18 protein-coding genes are annotated in these 15,826 nt (G+C 39.8%); 4 read left to right on the plus strand and 14 right to left on the minus strand.

What is annotated here, in order from left to right:
* Nucleotides 1–287, minus strand: a 287-nt coding sequence (locus OCV61_RS07245; RefSeq protein WP_262582728.1) for a hypothetical protein, incomplete at its 3' end; no start/stop codon positions are given.
* A gap of 525 nt (nucleotides 288–812) precedes the next feature.
* Here OCV61_RS07245 and OCV61_RS07250 point away from each other — a divergent pair.
* Genes OCV61_RS07250 through OCV61_RS07265 form a run of 4 tightly spaced genes read left to right on the plus strand, consistent with a single transcriptional unit; the run spans nucleotide 813 to nucleotide 2,126 of the window.
* Complete coding sequence (locus OCV61_RS07250; protein WP_158421245.1) at nucleotides 813–1,034, plus strand: DUF3791 domain-containing protein; 222 nt, start codon at nucleotides 813–815, stop codon at nucleotides 1,032–1,034.
* Nucleotides 1,031–1,612, plus strand: coding sequence for a DUF3990 domain-containing protein (locus OCV61_RS07255; protein ID WP_158421246.1), 582 nt, complete (start codon nucleotides 1,031–1,033; stop codon nucleotides 1,610–1,612). Before OCV61_RS07250 ends, OCV61_RS07255 begins: the two co-directional genes overlap by 4 nt.
* Complete coding sequence (locus OCV61_RS07260; protein WP_158421247.1) at nucleotides 1,593–1,853, plus strand: hypothetical protein; 261 nt, start codon at nucleotides 1,593–1,595, stop codon at nucleotides 1,851–1,853. The genes OCV61_RS07255 and OCV61_RS07260 overlap by 20 nt, the downstream gene beginning before the upstream one ends.
* A gap of 27 nt (nucleotides 1,854–1,880) precedes the next feature.
* Nucleotides 1,881–2,126 (plus strand): hypothetical protein, encoded by a 246-nt coding sequence (locus tag OCV61_RS07265; RefSeq protein ID WP_158421248.1) that lies wholly within the window; start codon nucleotides 1,881–1,883, stop codon nucleotides 2,124–2,126.
* Between the two features lie 225 nt (nucleotides 2,127–2,351).
* Here the strand turns inward: OCV61_RS07265 and OCV61_RS07270 are convergent, their stop codons facing one another.
* The 13 genes from OCV61_RS07270 to OCV61_RS07330 form a co-directional block, all read right to left on the minus strand.
* On the minus strand, nucleotides 2,352–3,260 hold the full coding sequence (locus tag OCV61_RS07270; protein ID WP_262582729.1) for a hypothetical protein: 909 nt from the start codon (nucleotides 3,258–3,260) through the stop codon (nucleotides 2,352–2,354).
* Nucleotides 3,260–4,162 carry a sugar phosphate nucleotidyltransferase gene (locus OCV61_RS07275; RefSeq protein ID WP_158421249.1) on the minus strand — a complete coding sequence of 301 codons (903 nt, stop codon included), beginning with the start codon at nucleotides 4,160–4,162 and terminating at the stop codon, nucleotides 3,260–3,262. Before OCV61_RS07275 ends, OCV61_RS07270 begins: the two co-directional genes overlap by 1 nt.
* Before the next feature lie 105 nt (nucleotides 4,163–4,267).
* Nucleotides 4,268–5,299 carry an acyltransferase gene (locus OCV61_RS07280; RefSeq protein ID WP_262582730.1) on the minus strand — a complete coding sequence of 344 codons (1,032 nt, stop codon included), beginning with the start codon at nucleotides 5,297–5,299 and terminating at the stop codon, nucleotides 4,268–4,270.
* A gap of 29 nt (nucleotides 5,300–5,328) precedes the next feature.
* Complete coding sequence (locus OCV61_RS07285; RefSeq protein WP_158421251.1) at nucleotides 5,329–6,741, minus strand: oligosaccharide flippase family protein; 1,413 nt, start codon at nucleotides 6,739–6,741, stop codon at nucleotides 5,329–5,331.
* Between the two features lie 25 nt (nucleotides 6,742–6,766).
* Nucleotides 6,767–7,984, minus strand: coding sequence for a hypothetical protein (locus OCV61_RS07290; RefSeq protein ID WP_158421252.1), 1,218 nt, complete (start codon nucleotides 7,982–7,984; stop codon nucleotides 6,767–6,769).
* A 36-nt stretch (nucleotides 7,985–8,020) separates the two neighbouring features.
* Nucleotides 8,021–8,956: a capsular polysaccharide synthesis protein gene (locus tag OCV61_RS07295; protein WP_158421253.1), complete on the minus strand. Its 936-nt coding sequence runs from the start codon at nucleotides 8,954–8,956 to the stop codon at nucleotides 8,021–8,023.
* Nucleotides 8,956–10,029 carry an acyltransferase family protein gene (locus tag OCV61_RS07300; protein WP_158421254.1) on the minus strand — a complete coding sequence of 358 codons (1,074 nt, stop codon included), beginning with the start codon at nucleotides 10,027–10,029 and terminating at the stop codon, nucleotides 8,956–8,958. The genes OCV61_RS07295 and OCV61_RS07300 overlap by 1 nt, the downstream gene beginning before the upstream one ends.
* On the minus strand, nucleotides 10,019–10,573 hold the full coding sequence (locus OCV61_RS07305) for an acyltransferase (RefSeq protein WP_158421255.1): 555 nt from the start codon (nucleotides 10,571–10,573) through the stop codon (nucleotides 10,019–10,021). The genes OCV61_RS07300 and OCV61_RS07305 overlap by 11 nt, the downstream gene beginning before the upstream one ends.
* Nucleotides 10,574–10,587: 14 nt before the next feature.
* Complete coding sequence (locus tag OCV61_RS07310) at nucleotides 10,588–11,556, minus strand: DUF6625 family protein (protein ID WP_158421256.1); 969 nt, start codon at nucleotides 11,554–11,556, stop codon at nucleotides 10,588–10,590.
* Between the two features lie 19 nt (nucleotides 11,557–11,575).
* Nucleotides 11,576–12,664, minus strand: coding sequence for a glycosyltransferase (locus OCV61_RS07315; protein WP_158421257.1), 1,089 nt, complete (start codon nucleotides 12,662–12,664; stop codon nucleotides 11,576–11,578).
* A 391-nt stretch (nucleotides 12,665–13,055) separates the two neighbouring features.
* Nucleotides 13,056–13,568 carry a glycosyltransferase family A protein gene (locus OCV61_RS07320; RefSeq protein WP_317258456.1) on the minus strand — a complete coding sequence of 171 codons (513 nt, stop codon included), beginning with the start codon at nucleotides 13,566–13,568 and terminating at the stop codon, nucleotides 13,056–13,058.
* Nucleotides 13,569–13,613: 45 nt separating this feature from the next.
* Entirely contained in the window at nucleotides 13,614–14,795 is a 1,182-nt protein-coding gene (locus OCV61_RS07325; protein ID WP_158421258.1) for a radical SAM protein, read from the minus strand.
* Nucleotides 14,788–15,825, minus strand: a complete 1,038-nt coding sequence (locus OCV61_RS07330; RefSeq protein WP_158421259.1) for an acyltransferase family protein — start codon at nucleotides 15,823–15,825, stop codon at nucleotides 14,788–14,790. The genes OCV61_RS07325 and OCV61_RS07330 overlap by 8 nt, the downstream gene beginning before the upstream one ends.
* Nucleotide 15,826: the final 1 nt, after the last annotated feature.

The following is a 15,826-nucleotide window of genomic DNA, read 5'->3' on the forward strand; positions in this document are numbered from 1 at the left end:
GGCACCATTCCAGGAATCTCCAGATAACCAATATGCTCCATCCAGTTATTTCTCTGAATGATCTTAAGATAGAGCAATACTGTGCTGAAAGTGGTTTGCAGTGTATTCAAGATCGGCGTGATAAAGGCGACGATGGCATTCCAGATAGAAGTGATCTTCGTCTGAATAGCTGTCAGTGCTGCGCCGATCAGGATCTGGATCGCCTGCCAGATGGTCTCAAACAGATATTTGAACGCATCCAGTGCACTCTTTAATGCGGTAAGAGTCGTAGAGAATACAGACTTCACACCTTCCCAGATGCTGGAGAAGATTCCTTTTACCGCTTCCCGTGCGCCGCTCCAGTTGCCGGAGAACACATTGGAAAAGACATGAACAGACCCAGTAAGGTATCCAGAACGACACCACGGCTACGACCGGTCCGGACAGACCACCCAGAACCACACCCAGCTTGCTGAACACACCGCTGGCACTTCCCACATGGGTGATGAGAAGCCGAACCCTTTGCAAGAGAACTGAACCCCCGCATCGTTTTGTTGACATCCTTAAGACTGGACTGCGTTCCCTTGATTGTTTTGTTTACGCCTTCCAGTGCTTTGGAGAGCTTCATGGTATCGCCGCCGATCTCAACGGTGATGCCCTGGATTCTGGATGCCATGCGGATGACCACCTCCTCATTTGGGGTATAAAAGAAGCCCATCTGCATAAAACAGACAGGCAGAAAATAATTTGAAATTTACAATTCTGTCGTTGCTAAGTGGCAGAAAGAGAGTTATACTTAAATTGAGAAATTGTACTCAAAGGAGGTATGCTCTATGAGTGGATATAATATTGATGTTGCCGATATGCAGTGCTGGGTCTTTCGGATGGCTCAATCCAAATGGAAAATGTCTCCCAGCGACTGCGCAGAACTGTTTAAGAAATACGACATTCTCGGATTTATTGCTGATTGCTACGACATTCTTCATTTGAATAGCTACGAATGCGCTTTGCATGATGTTGAAACCCTGCTCAAGAATCGAGGTGTTACTGTATGATAGGACTTGAAGATGGAATGCTGCTCTACCACGGAAGTTATGTCAGTATTCCTAACATCGACTTAAGCCGCTGTATGGGTGGTCTCGATTTTGGTCGTGGTTTCTACTTAACCTCATCTTATGAACAAGCATATAACTATGTCCAGCTTTCTGTTCGCAAGGCAAAACACATCGGTGCTGTTCCAAAAGACTTCGATCCAGCCGACGGACAAATATCCGTCTACAAATTTCACTATGACCCAAACATTCTCGCTTACTTTTTTCAAGAACCCAGTATCGAATGGCTGCATTTTGTGGCGGCCAATCGAAAAAAAGACCTCTTTCCACAACTTCTGAAAAAATACAGCGTAATTGATATCATCGGTGGAAAGATCGCCGACGATCAGACAGCCCGTACCCTTCAGATTTATATCAGCGGTGAAGGTGCTGGTGAGCCTGGGACTCCAAAAGCAGACAAAGAAACGATTGAAAAGCTTTTACCAAGCCGTCTCAAGGATCAATTTTGTTTCAGAACTCAGGATGCCGTCGAGCATCTTGAATTTATAAGGAGTGACCGCTATGGCAACATCAAATTGTGATAATGCTATAAACTATAAATCTACAGATTCTCAAAAGGAATGCTGCGCAGTAATTGCAATGCGCGAAGCTGTAGAAACTCTTGCTGCACGAGAAAAGATTTCTTACGAGGAAGCTCTTCTTCGTTTCACAAGTTCTCGTGCATATGAAGCCCTCTTTGATTTTGACACAGAGATTTGGAAAGAAGGCTCTGATTATCTGCTGAATCTTTATGACTACTGCACATCAAAAAAGACTGCATAAAAAATAAGTACACTAGGAGGTGGTTTTATGAACGGGGTTGCCATCGATGATTCACAACGCGAAATGTGCGCTGTTCTCGTTATGCGCACTATGCTCACAGACTACTGTGATGATACCAGTGTTTCCTTCAACGACGTATTTTTTCGCTTTGTAACCTCTCCCGCATACAAAATGCTATCTGACTATTCCACCGGACTCTGGATGGAGGGGTCCGATTATCTCCGCAACATCTTTGAAGATACCATGAAAACAAACACCTCTCTAAGTTTCTGATATATAGTTCTCCAGTATATCTTTTAACGTACTTATAATGCTACCGTCCTTTCCAGTCAGGATTTTGTGTCTTAATTATGGTGCATATTCCTGCATATTGTTATACATAATCCTTACCACCAGACGCATCTTATTTTTTGCGGTTTATCGGATGCCCCATCTTCTCCTTCACTTCATTGGGCACATTGATGAGCCCGAATTGATAAAACATTACGTAAATGTATGTCACTCACCCGGATGTCTCCCAATGTCTTTCAAAATGTCTATCCGCAATGCTTCTTGTTTTGAATTCTCAAATTCTACCATACCCATCAGTAATCCTGCTTTATCAGTTTCAAACGTAAATCCTTTATAATCATCTGCCCGATTATTCAATTTTCTGATGTTTCTATTTATTATCCTCATCTGCTCAGCTGATCTTTGCGGATTTCTGGTTGAAGTTATTGAATCCCATGAAATGTATCCTTTGTTCTCAATTTCCAAAAAGATATTTATAGGTCCTTTGCTGTATAATTCAAAAATATCCTCTTCACTTGTAACTTTGAATGCCTGTGATCCGGGCACCATTCCAGGAATCTCCAGATAACCAATATGCTCCATCCAGTTATTTCTCTGAATGATCTTAAGATAGAGCAATTTAAAATAATTCTCTGCTTTTTCAGGATGCGAAATCATGTCCACAAAATAAGTACAATCATCATTTATGATACAAAGCAGCTGTTTATTGCTTCGATTGTTTTTATTATTCACATTAAGATTCTCATTTAAGTGCAAATGATATAAATGCCAAGTATATCGCAAAAAATCCACTTTGCCAGGAGCACTTGTTTGGTTGGATAAAAAAGCATTCATATCCATTCCTTCTTCAAAAGCATTCTTGTACTTCTTTAAGACTTCTACTTCTTTTTCCGAAAGTTCTCCACTGTCAATTTTGGCTTGCAGTTCGTTAGAGTATTCCACTCTTCTTTTCAGCATAGGTATCCTTTTATAAAGATAAGAAAAAAAATCAATTATGGTTTTTTCTGGGGCATTTTCGTCTGCTCGATATGTAATTCCAACCCGATTATAATACTTCATTATTTCAGACTGAATGTCTTCATGTATCTTTCTCGCTAACTCAGTTTTAGCATCCATTACAGATCACTGAACAGGTCAGCCTTATACGCACCTCTCTCCAGCATCTTCTTGAAGCTGTCCTTTACTGCTGCAACGTCCTCATGGTAGGTCATGCCGTACCAGGTGTCGTTGGTTTTCAGGACTTTTACTGACATCTTGCCTTCACTTAGCAACTCACCGATGAAAATAGGAATCAGATACTCTGCTTTCAGCGGATTGCCCAGTACTTCGTTCTCAAAGAACTCTTTGAAACCTTCCTCCAGTACATCCAGGAAATCAGGAGTCAATCCCCACATATTCATGGAAACCAGAGAATCAACATCAATCACTTTTCCGTCTGCTTCTGCCCCATCCGCTGTCTTTACAATGTTTTTAGTCTCCACAACTTCCGTCAGGTTATTACCCTCATCCATCTTGCAGATACCACGAGTCACACCGCCATTATCAGACAGGGTATTCTTCAGCACAAAGCCTGCCATGCAGGACTTACCGCCCTTCACCAGATACTCATGGACAGCTTTAAAGCCTTCCTTACCATAGTAATCATCTGCATTAATGACAATAAATGGTGTATTAAGAACCTTCTTTGCAGCAAGCACAGCCTGTCCAGTTCCCCACGGCTTCGTACGGCCTTCTGGCAGAGTTCCCGGGATATCGTTAATATCCTGGAAAGCGTAGTCTACAGTTACATTGTGAGATGAACAAATGGAGGCAATGCGATCGCCGATCACCTCTTTGAACTCTTTCTCGATATCCTTGCGGATGATAAACACTACATGGTTGAAACCTGCTTCAATCGCATCATGGATCGAGTAGTCCATGATGATATGACCAGCATCATCCACTGGCTCCAACTGTTTGATTCCTGTTCCGAAGCGGCTACCGATACCAGCAGCCATGATAAGTAATGTTGTTTTCATTTTGTTTACACTCCTTTGAAATTTCAAAAATCCGTTTATTCTCTTTAGTCTAAGCATTCAATCTGACTCGTTGTCACTTGAAATGCTTTTTGCGAGTGTCACACGCTAGTAACAAATGAAGATCTTTTGACTAATATTAATTATGTCACCTAGCATTTTCAATGCAGCTTTTCTAAAAGGTCTCAATATCCATTGTGCCAGTACGTCGATTGACATACAACCAACCATTGCGATAAATGCAACAACAATATTTACTAAGGGCCAACACCATTCTTTTTCATATATGCTATAGTCAAAAACAACTTTTTGCATAATTTGCCGAAATGCACCTTCAAAAAGATACACTGCAAACACATGCTTTGCAACTCTATTAATGAAATCCGAATGAAGTTCAACCTTCATAAAAAACATCATCAAAGTTACTGCTTCTATTACAATAAAAATACTACAGTCCCTTGCAAAAGGAATATGTGGTTTCCCTCCTGTAGCAATGCTGATTAAAGAATTCAAAAAAACATTTAATACCGTCGTTGCTATCATAATCTTTAAAAGGAATTTCTTATCAAACCGTTCGCACAAATTGTATTTTCTTATATATGAACCCAGAAAATACAAAAGAAGCATATTTATAACATTCTTGCCCCCCGAAAGAACGCTGTAATATATTACAGTAGGTGCAACAAGAAACACAGCTGACATAAGCAGCAGTAGTTGTCTATATTGCAATTCACTCATCGAATCAATTGCTCTATTGATATATGGAGAGAAAATCATCAATAATATGTAACAAGAAATAAACCAATAGCAATTCGTTGAAACAGGAATAAAAGCTTTGATTATGCTTAATATAGACGTTTTGCCAACGTAGAGTCCCACTAATGCACTTAAAACTGCATAAAGAATCACTGTTGATTCCAACTCAATCAACTTTTGAGTGCTTCGTCTTATTCCGAAGTATCCTGATATTAAAACAAAAATCGAAACTCCGGCATTAAAGATGCCATTTTCAATCTGTGTCCAAGCAAATCCAGTTCCTGAACCATGCTCCATTACCGCCCCATTCGTATGCATGATTACAATTCCTAGCATCGCCAGGATTCTAAGCATTTCAATGCTTGAATTTCGTTCTTTCTTCATACATTCCTCTCTACCAAACGCCATTTTTATTATCTGCTCTTCACACGTGACAGCACTTTCCTCGCAACTCCTGTTAATTCTTTAAAATATAATACAAAGACAGCAACTACAAAGCCGATTTGAATCAGGTACCCACTCCAGTTATAGCTATAAAACACTAGGAGTGTAGCTTGTAGATACAGCAACACATAACTCAAAGCATCTCTAATCAGGCTGATATCTAGTTTCATCTGACGGGTTACTTTATAGAGTCTCAATACCCAAATCAGCATATACGACAATGATGTTGCAATGGCAGCCCCTAAAGGTCCGCAAGCATATACAAAAGCTACATTCATAACCGTGTTGGCTGCTGCACCAATCAAAATCGTGTTTCCAAATGCCTTCGATTCTTTTGCCGCTGAGAAAATCCCTCCCAAAAGTTGAACCAGTGCACCAAATACTACTGAAATCATCAGGAAAGGAGCATACTTCCATGCTTCATAAAAGTCTGTTCCGAAAAGGATCTTAGCGATAACCTTATCAAATAGAATCAAGCCTGCACATGTAATCACCATACACATGTTGTACGCCTTATAGATTGTGCTATAAAACTCACTGCTGTCCTGGTCGTATTCCTTTACAGCTGATATTGTCCATGCCTGATTAAATATCTGCTGAAACATCGAAAGAAGCGATGGGATTTTATATGCCACTGAATACACACCATTGGCAGCAAGGCCACAAATCCATGTTACGATATAGCGATCAGAGACATTATTAATCCACCATCCGATATTGCCAAGTCCCATTGGTACACTGTAGGCAACCATTTCTTTTTTCAAAGGCCGATTTTCTGGTTTCCAACTAATGACTTTCCAAATTTTCAGCTTAATTAGCAAATACAAGTCTGTGCTTGCAAATGACAAACAATTGGCAACAAAATATCCAACAAGCCCCCACTTAAATACCAACAAAAAAAGAACATTTAATGTAAGCATTGAAACAGAACCGATAATTCCTCCAATGGCAACATCTGATACCTTTTCGATTCCGCGCGCATAATTATTGAAAACATCCGACATCAGGCTTGTAACAAAATATAAAACAAAGAACTGTGGGTACAATGTCAAGGTTTTTATTATGGAAAAACACTGATTAACACCCACCAGTAAGATGCACAGAACACATGCGGCAATATACCGTCTGACACCAACCATAAAGACTTCACGCTTATCATAGGTTTCATCCAGTGAGAAGCGCATAATTCCATCTGCAATATTCAATGACAAAACTGGAACAATCAAAAAGAGCGTAGTTTGATAGATATCATATGTTCCATATGCTTCTGTTGATAAAATATTTGTATATAGCGGAACCATTAGAAATGATAATATTTTGGTTCCAAAACTGGCCAATGTCATTATGCCAACATTTTTTAAGAGGTATTTATATTTTTCCATAATCTTCCTGTACGATATTTTTACTCTATTCTATTGTTTCTATTTCATTAGCAGGCTTCATGACAGCTGCCAATGCTATTGCACCAATCATACCTGCAGGAGCAGAAAGAATTGCAGAGCCAACGGCATGAATTATATACTGCATGTAACCAGCATATAAAAGTGCTTTCTGCTCCGAATTCAATTTCATCCACCTGAACGAGAAGAAGATTCGCACATAGATCAATATATACAAAATCGAACCAATCCACCCGAACTGTCCTATTGCCATCGGCCAAAATGTATCGCTCAAGAATGAGCCATCTTTGGGATTCATTCCGAATAAACTATTAAAGCCATATTGATAATATAATCTCGAATAATTTCTAGCTGCCTGATCCGAACCGAATGTGGCAAACCCGGAACCCAATGGGAAATATGTATTTGCTGTTTTTCCTCCGTAATAGAAGAACAAATATCTAGGTGCATTTACATTCATCAGATAAGTTTGAATCTGGAAGGTTCCCAAAAGCAAAACAATCACAGCCATAAACACTACTGTTCTTGTTTTAAGCTGTGCTCTCTTTTGAAAATAAATCAAAAGGAATATAAACATTACAGAAAACAACAACGGAGAACTTTTTGTCGCTAGGATCAGTCCAACGCACACGGCTGCATACGGCAAACGATTGTTATATTTATCCTTTGAAATTGACAGCACAGCAATTGCAACCAACGCAACTGCAAGAAATTGAAAGCTCATCGGAAAAACAAAATTATAGGATTTGATTCCGTATCTTTCGTTTGCAGTCATTCCAAGATTCACAAACTGGGATATAATCGCAAATAAGCCTGCAAGATAGCAGAACCATTTTGCGAGCGGACGCAGCGCTCTGGACATATCGCTGTACACACCTGATGTAATATAGTATTTAAATGCAAAAATCGTCCACAAAAATTTTGTTTCTGAAATGACATCCACAAAAACCGAGAACCATGAATATGCCAATCCACTCATTGCGTTCGAAAGTAAGCCAATTGCAATTACCACAATCAGAAGGAGCACCGATATTTGGTCTAATGAGTCCAATCTTCTCTTTAAAAGAAGCATTATAACATAGAACATGCAAACAAGTGCTAGTCCTTCATCGAAATAGGTTCTGCCGCCTCGCATTTCAAAATAGATCTGGAATGCGAGAATCAAGATGCAAATCACAGTATGTGAACGATATACTCTTTGTCCAATTTTCACATTCCAACTCATACCGTCACATCACCTTTAAATTTCTTGTCATAAATCCTATATTGAATCATTCTGTTCTCTCCTATTTTTAAACAACACTCCCAGTTTCTCTGCAGTTGCCCCCTTTGATATTTCCACCTTGTATGTCAGCTTATGAATCGGTGTCAGCTGTGTAATTTGTTGGCATCGATTTTCATCATAATGCTTTGGCAGTTCCTGCATCAGTAAATGAGAATCAATGTGATTAATCGCCGGAACCTCTTCCCATAATTCGGGATTCATATCTGTTACCATACGAAAAAATATATGCATTAAAAAGTAGTTCTTAATATAATTGTATTTTTTCCAATATGCATAGAGTAAGCTTTGTGTATCAAGAAGTAGTTTATTATTCGTGTACTTGCTGAACATTAGCCAACTACCCATATTGATCATTTCCATGTCCATCCAACCATTTCTATAAACAAAAAAATTGGAATCATTAATATAGGCCGGAATAGCGCCTGTCATATACGTTGTGCTATCAATCCACAGTCCACCATAGTGAATAAGCAACTCAAGTCTCAAAAGGTCAGATAGATGTGTATTGCTAATTATCCCCTCTTTCCATTTTCTAACAATGTAATCAGGGAATTGCACATATTCGTTCATATTGTCCGCAGTAATAACCGTTATCTTCCAGTCTTCCATCCAGTAACAGACAGATGCATAGCAATCCTGAACAATTTGAGGTGCGTTCTCCATTCCCTGTAGCCAACAGATCCAAACTTGTTTCTCTGCCGCCTCACAATTCTGTTCTTTGGGAAGTTCAGCTTCGATTTGTTTCAAATCATTTTCAAAATGTTTTTTAAGCCACGAATAGGATTTATACATTGTCAGCTGTCCCGCCAGGTATTTATCTGCAAATCCAGTCTTTGTCAGCGAATAGCCAAAAACATCTGTAAACAGTGTTTTTTGACTTATACTCTTTTTTATCAATTGTTTTATCTTCATTATCTTCCACCCTTGGTTTTTTTCTGGTTTCTTAATTTCATTGCCTTTATCGGTTCAAACCAAAATAATAACCACCACTGCTTTTCGGCAATCATATAAATTACTACCGGCACAAAAACACTTACACTAAAGCCAATCATAAAGTGGAAAACGCCTGAAGAGATGCCGATTTTCAACAACACGGTTCGAACGCCCGCCGCCACAATTGTATGTAATACATATACGGGCATAAAATACTTTACGCTATGATTAACCAATCCATCTGTTTTATACTGCTCTTTGCTTTGAAAAAAGTATGTAATCACCAGCACAAAAATACTGGCAAAGATAAATTGAGCTTTTGCATTATCGGTCGGTGTACTATAGACAAAGTAAGAAAGGATGCATGCCAATATCACCATTCCAGCCGCTATCCCATCAGCCAGTTTACTTTTTTTGAATGGAGTCGCTGTAATCAGCATCCCTATGCAAAACCAAACAGCACTTGCCATCACTTTTGCAACCAAATCCGGGATAGCCTTATCTACAAGCCACCCCACATAGATTATCTTCATGAAACACGCTATGACAACCATGCTGACAAGCGGTTTTCTTTTTCCTTTTCCTATCACCGGAGGAATCAGGCAAAACAGTAAAAACAGCGTATATAAATACCAGTATGGTGCGATTGGTTCTATAAGAAGCGTATTCAAAAAAGGTGGTGCGGCGTTGTTTACATCCGTGGCAAATACATTTTTTAGTAAAAGTGTAATAGTTGAAAACGTTACATATGGAACACCCAATGCGAGGGCTTTTTTCTTAATATTCCCTATGTGTTTTTTTACATTCCATTCGTTCGGAGCAGTAGCCTGATATAGAAAACCACTACAAACAAAAAAAAGAGGCACATGAAATGTATATACCGTTTGGATCGGCCAGCAATATAAGATATTGTTCTCACTGATCCAGCCGCCTGCCATCATCGACATATAGAGATGCCCTATAACAACAAGCAAACAGGCAAACATTTTTAAATTATCAACCCAAAGATACCTTTTGGGTTTACATTTTAAGGTTGTTTCATTACTGGACATGAAGCATTTCCTCGACTGTGCAGGGTTCCCTCAGTCCTTTTTCTAAGAAAGGTGCTGAAAATGTCCTTGCTTTTTCTTTTGCACTTTCATAAGTTCCAATTACCCGTGCCGGTACGCCTCCAACAATACTGCCCGACGGAACATCCTTCGTAACGATTGCTCCTGCAGCCACGATACAATTATCCCCAATTGTAACTCCATAATTGATAATTGCATCCGCACCTACATACACATTGTTTCCAATTTCCACTTTTCCGAAGCGGCAAAGATACTGATCTGTTTTTTCTTCATGATTAAACACAGTATTCAATGCACTATGGGTTATGATTCTTACGCCTGCCGAAATTGCCACATTGTCATGAAGATAGACCAGAAACGGTTCTGCAGGCAGTATATTCGACTGGAAATAGCAATTTTCACCCACTGCACCAAACATTCCATGCTTTTTTATGTAGGCCATCTTCTTCCATCCATCACGGATCGTCAACATGTGGATCTGCCGCCAATAACGGCGAAATTTATCATATACTTTATAAAGTCCCACCTATCGCTGCCTCCTTACTTCTTATAGTTCAACATTCCTTTTACATTGAATACGATTCTTTCCCATGTAATTTTCTTCCTATTAAACCACAGAACCTTCGCATAGTATTTCACTTTACTGCGGCGGCTTCTTTTCAGAATCAAGCCAGGAGTCAGTTCAAATGGCTTATCCGTTGTAGTATCTGCATAAATTAGATAATCTTTTTGCTCATCGTACTCTTTAATGGCAAAAGTTGTCGGGCGGCACCAGTAGTGCAGGTACATATACTCTTCATCCTTTATTTTGCCATGATCCAAATAATGGCGAAGAAGAGTTCCATTATGCCATGTAAAGACCTGATGTTCATTTTTGTACGCATCCTCTTCCTTACCCCAGTCAAGAAAGAAGCCATAATCATATTTCAGCAGGTTGGCGAAATCAATTTTTTTATAGACTGGAATTTGAAGTGCCTCGTAGATGTCATCCATACCCGGCTCATCGAATGCAAAGCCCTTATCGACTGAATAGACATCCCGATAGTACATCTTTCCTTCAATATGTGTTCTATAGCGAGCACACACCTCAGGTGTATTCTTATAGAGATTGGAGTGTCCATTAAAACCAACTTTTTCATATTTACCAAGAACTTCATCCGTATAAAATTTACGGATATTACCCCAAACCAGATCTATATCACAATGTCCCCAGAAATCGTAGTCTTTCAGCTCGTCTGCAAAAATCTCACCATACGCCGGCTTGAAATCGCAGAGCTTATACGGGCGCTCCAGGAAAATCGGGAAATCATAAATTGCCTGAGCCTTTTTCTTCATCTGATCGAACGTCCAATATGTAACCTTCACATTTTCCGGGTAATCATAAGGCGTTTTATCATCTGTAAAAATCAGCCAGTCAATCGATGGGTTACACTTACAGCTTAACAGCCAGAATTGAAACCCCTTTGGAAACTTTCCAAAATAGGGTACAACATACGCTATTGAATACATTTTATCCTCCATAATCACATCATTTTTTAACTTCCAAGAACTGTTCTACCCTTTGTTTTGTAGAAAGTTTGTATCTGTATTTCATGCAGTTTTCAATATACATTTCACTGTTAGAAACCACGTCATTCAAATCGGATTCATCCCACTGTTTCTTCGCAATGCCAAGGTGATAATCTTTGATATAGGTAGAATTTAGCGGAACGTCTGTTGTGACAATAGGCGTTCCAACCGCAATCGCTTCTACGATGGAAATCATATTGTTGTCTTTCACCGTATTAACGAGCAACGCCTTTGACTTAGACAAAATCGGGAGTAGTTCATCGTGTGTCATCTTTCCTGTGAAAATTACATTCGGAGCAATTCCCCAAGTCTGTGCCATCCTCTGAAGTTTTTCTTTCAACTCCCCTTCGCCTATAATGTATAACCGGCATGTAGAATTGTACAGATCCAGATACTTGGCAAACTTTTCAAGGATTCCATCGATTTTCTTTCGCTCAATCAGCTGCGAACACACCACGAAACTATTATCTTTCTCAGTAGATGCTTTAAACTTATCGAGGTTGACACCATGATCGATTACATTCACATCCGTGTTCATGCAGTATTTCTTCACAAAGTTCCTTGCCTCTACTGAGCGTGCAACAACCTTTGCGTTTCGCATGAAGAGTCTTGCTATAACTCCATACCATATCTTTGAAGGAATTTTCTTCATAATGGCATTATGCTTTGCAAGTTCATGCCAGATAATTGTCTTGTCTGGTGCTGCTCGATATGCCATCAACGAATTCAGTGAGAATACTTCGCTTGTAATAATCAAATCGTACTCTGTACGATGTTGTTTTACATACCGATACGTCTCTGGCATAAACGGCAAGCAGTGCGGCATGCAGACTTTTTGACACTTGCACTCCCACCACAGTACCTCAAATGGATATGTTTCACTTTTTGTCGGCTTGAACGGCTCTCCGCCAACCAGCGTTACAGAATGACCCATTTCATGGAAAGCCAAGCAAAAATCATACATCATTGTGTCTTTTATTGATGCAGCTCTTTTTATATTTTTTGTTTCCGATGTGTACATAATCGGATTAATAACAAGTACTTTCATTAAATATCTCCCATCATCTACTGACAGAAGACATTTAGGCACTTAATCAATCGAATTACTGTGCTTTACTCCATCGTGAATGCAAGAACAATCCACCCGGTGTGCACACTGTTGCAAGAACTTTATGTCTGGATTTGCGAATCAAATCGACAACTTTGACTCCCGCAAATCTCCCATATACAATATACTGTAGTCCACCCTTGACTCTATATCTTGTCTTTAAGTCGGACTCCATGAATTCCTCTGCTCGATGCATACATCCTATCGGCGATGCAATATTATGCTTACGCCGATTATTGGTTAATCCATCTTCAAGATAATTTCCGACGTAAATGGCTTTATTAATATGTACCATCTCATATTTTCTAGCCATTCTAACCCAAACAAGATCTTACCCAAGGAATTTCTCATTCGGATATTCGGGAAAAGGGAATTCCTTTAAACAATGTATTTTGAACACCTCTGCTTTATCTGCGCCAGTGTCATCACCGTTTACACGCACGTCAATATAGGAACCTATTTTTTCATCCACATCAAACTTCTTGCCATTGACTTTACCATCGGGGAATGCTCTAAGAAACGCGTATCCACAGATATTATTCTGTGACCTGTATTTCTTGTGAATCCTCAGTATTGACTCAACCGCATCATCTGTCACACAGTCATCCGAATTAACTATAAAGATAAGTTCGCTGCAAATGGTCTGTATTCCTACATTTAAAGCAGTGTGTTTTCCACCATTACTCTTATAGATATATCGTATTGGAAAATCACTTTTTTCTTGGAACTGAGTAATTAGATCTTTCGTACCATCAGTACTTCCGTCATCAACTACAAGCCACTCAAAATCTTTTACAGTTTGCTTTTGCAGTGAATCCCAGAGGCTTTGTAATCGCCCCCCGATTAAAGGTAGGGGTTAAAACTGTTATCATCATAATTATTGTTTTCCTTATTTATTCTCCATCTGCTGTGCAATATCAGCGTCCACGATTTCCTCGCCGGTCTTATGCTTCAGCTGCTCCTTAGAAGCTTCACTCAGACCGTTGTTGATCACGCAGTTCATATCGCAGGTGCTGCACTTATCCAGATCTTCTTTAGTAACTTTGCCATCACGGTAGTCACGGCAGATTTTCAGCTCGTACATGCTATACGGATGCTTGGTGAAGAGAGCCTTAAACTTGTGAACCAGAACCCAGGTAGCAGGCTTCCAAATGTACTTGTGCATCGCAGGACTTACGCTGCCGATCATCCAGCAGTCACGGTCACAGCAACGAACCTTTGCACGAACCTTCTCAGCCTCCGGACTGTTCCACAGCTCATCCCAAGTCTGATTGTTCAGGTTGCCCATGACCTCTTTATCCTTGGTACCATTGCAAGGCATGACATCGCCATACGGGTCGATAAAGAAGGTATCGAAGCTCATGTCGCAAGGCAGCAGACGCTTCTGGCCATAGATGTAGTTGATCAGACCATGGTTAAAGTAAGCGCGGAACCACTTCTTCGGGCTGTTGCTACGGAGCAGTTCGTTGACCAGATTCTCAAAGTTCTTTGCAACCATCGGACGGTCATGGATGATGTTCTTTGCCTCAACGAAATAGAAGCTGTTATGCAGAGATGCAGTTGCGAACTCCATGCCCATTTCATCAGAGATTTTGTACAGAGGAACAAGGTCAGGAGCATTCTTGTCCTGAACAGTCATACCGAAGCCAACATCCTTCATGCCCATCTCACGCAGCTTCTTCAGTGTGCTGTAACCACGTTGGTAACCGTTCTGCAGGCCACGAATCTCGTTGTTGGTCTGCTCCAGACCCTCGATAGAGATACGAATACCGATCTGCGGGAACTCCTTGCACAGGTCAACGATACGGTCGGTAAAGAAACCGTTGGTCGAAATAACGATACGGTCAGATTTCTTGTACAGTTCACGCACGATTTCCTTCAAGTCAGTACGGATGAACGGCTCTCCGCCGGTGATATTGGTAAAGTACATCTTTGGCAGCTTCTTGATGGTTTCGATGCTGATTTCTTCTTCCGGCTTGGAAGGTGCTTTATAACGGTTGCACATAGAACAACGAGCGTTGCAACGATAAGTAACGATGACCGTACCATTTAACTTCTTTTCTTCAGACATGATTAACTCTCTCTTTCATACATATAATAAATTTCTCTAGTACCACTTTTACGATGCTGGAAAAAACAATAGCCCCTGCAAGGGTCAAAATTGCTGTCATTCCATACGAAAAAGCATTTACACCAAATATCTGAGTTATCTTTACTTTCTCTAAAACTCGATAAATCATCATATGGCTCAAGTAAACCTCGAAGCTAATAGAACTAAGTTTTTTTATCAGCTTGTTTTCTCCTAGCTTTCCGTCGGTAGTTATCGCAAAGATAATAATTGCCACAGAAAAAACGGCCATAACCAAGTCATTTTGACTTAGAAAATAATATGTGCTAGCAGCTATTGTGAGAAATATAACCGCAACAATTCTAATATTCTTCAGTCGCTCCAGTTCATCTCGATAAAGATAAATCAGACCCCCCGCCATGAAAAATATCGCACTGTACAGGATGTTTTCTCTCTCCATAAAATTTCCCAGTACATGTTGTGCATCAAAAAAGTACAACTGACAGAAAATGTTATAAATTCCAGCAATAATAAAACCCAACCATGCTCTTTTCTTTGAAAACAGCAAAAAGCAGAAAAACGGAAATAACAAGTAAAAAACAAATATCACTGCCAAAGTCCAACTCACACCTACAACAGAAATCTGTGGGTTTGGCAGTAACCCCTGTAACATTGTAAGATTTGCAAAAATTTCGTATATACTATTCGCACTTGGAGAGATCACCACATCCAAAATGCAAAGCAATGCAAAGAATGGCCATAGTTTTTCATATCGGCGTTTGTAGAATGTTTCTATATTAATTGTTCCTGCTTTGAATTTCTCATAATATCCGCAACACATTCCAAAGGCACTCACCGTCATAAACAGAATGGTAAAATTGCCTGCCGTTCCGATAACTTTTTCGAATAAAAATCCGCTTAGACCGTAATTCCCATTTGCAAGCACATGCATTAGAACAATGCCCGCAATTGCTATAACACGAACCACATCCAACCCTGGATAATGATTACTTGCTATTTTTCTTTCATTCATC

This window comes from Blautia ammoniilytica (assembly GCF_025566965.1).
GTDB classification, from domain to species: Bacteria; Bacillota; Clostridia; order Lachnospirales; family Lachnospiraceae; genus Blautia_A; species Blautia_A ammoniilytica.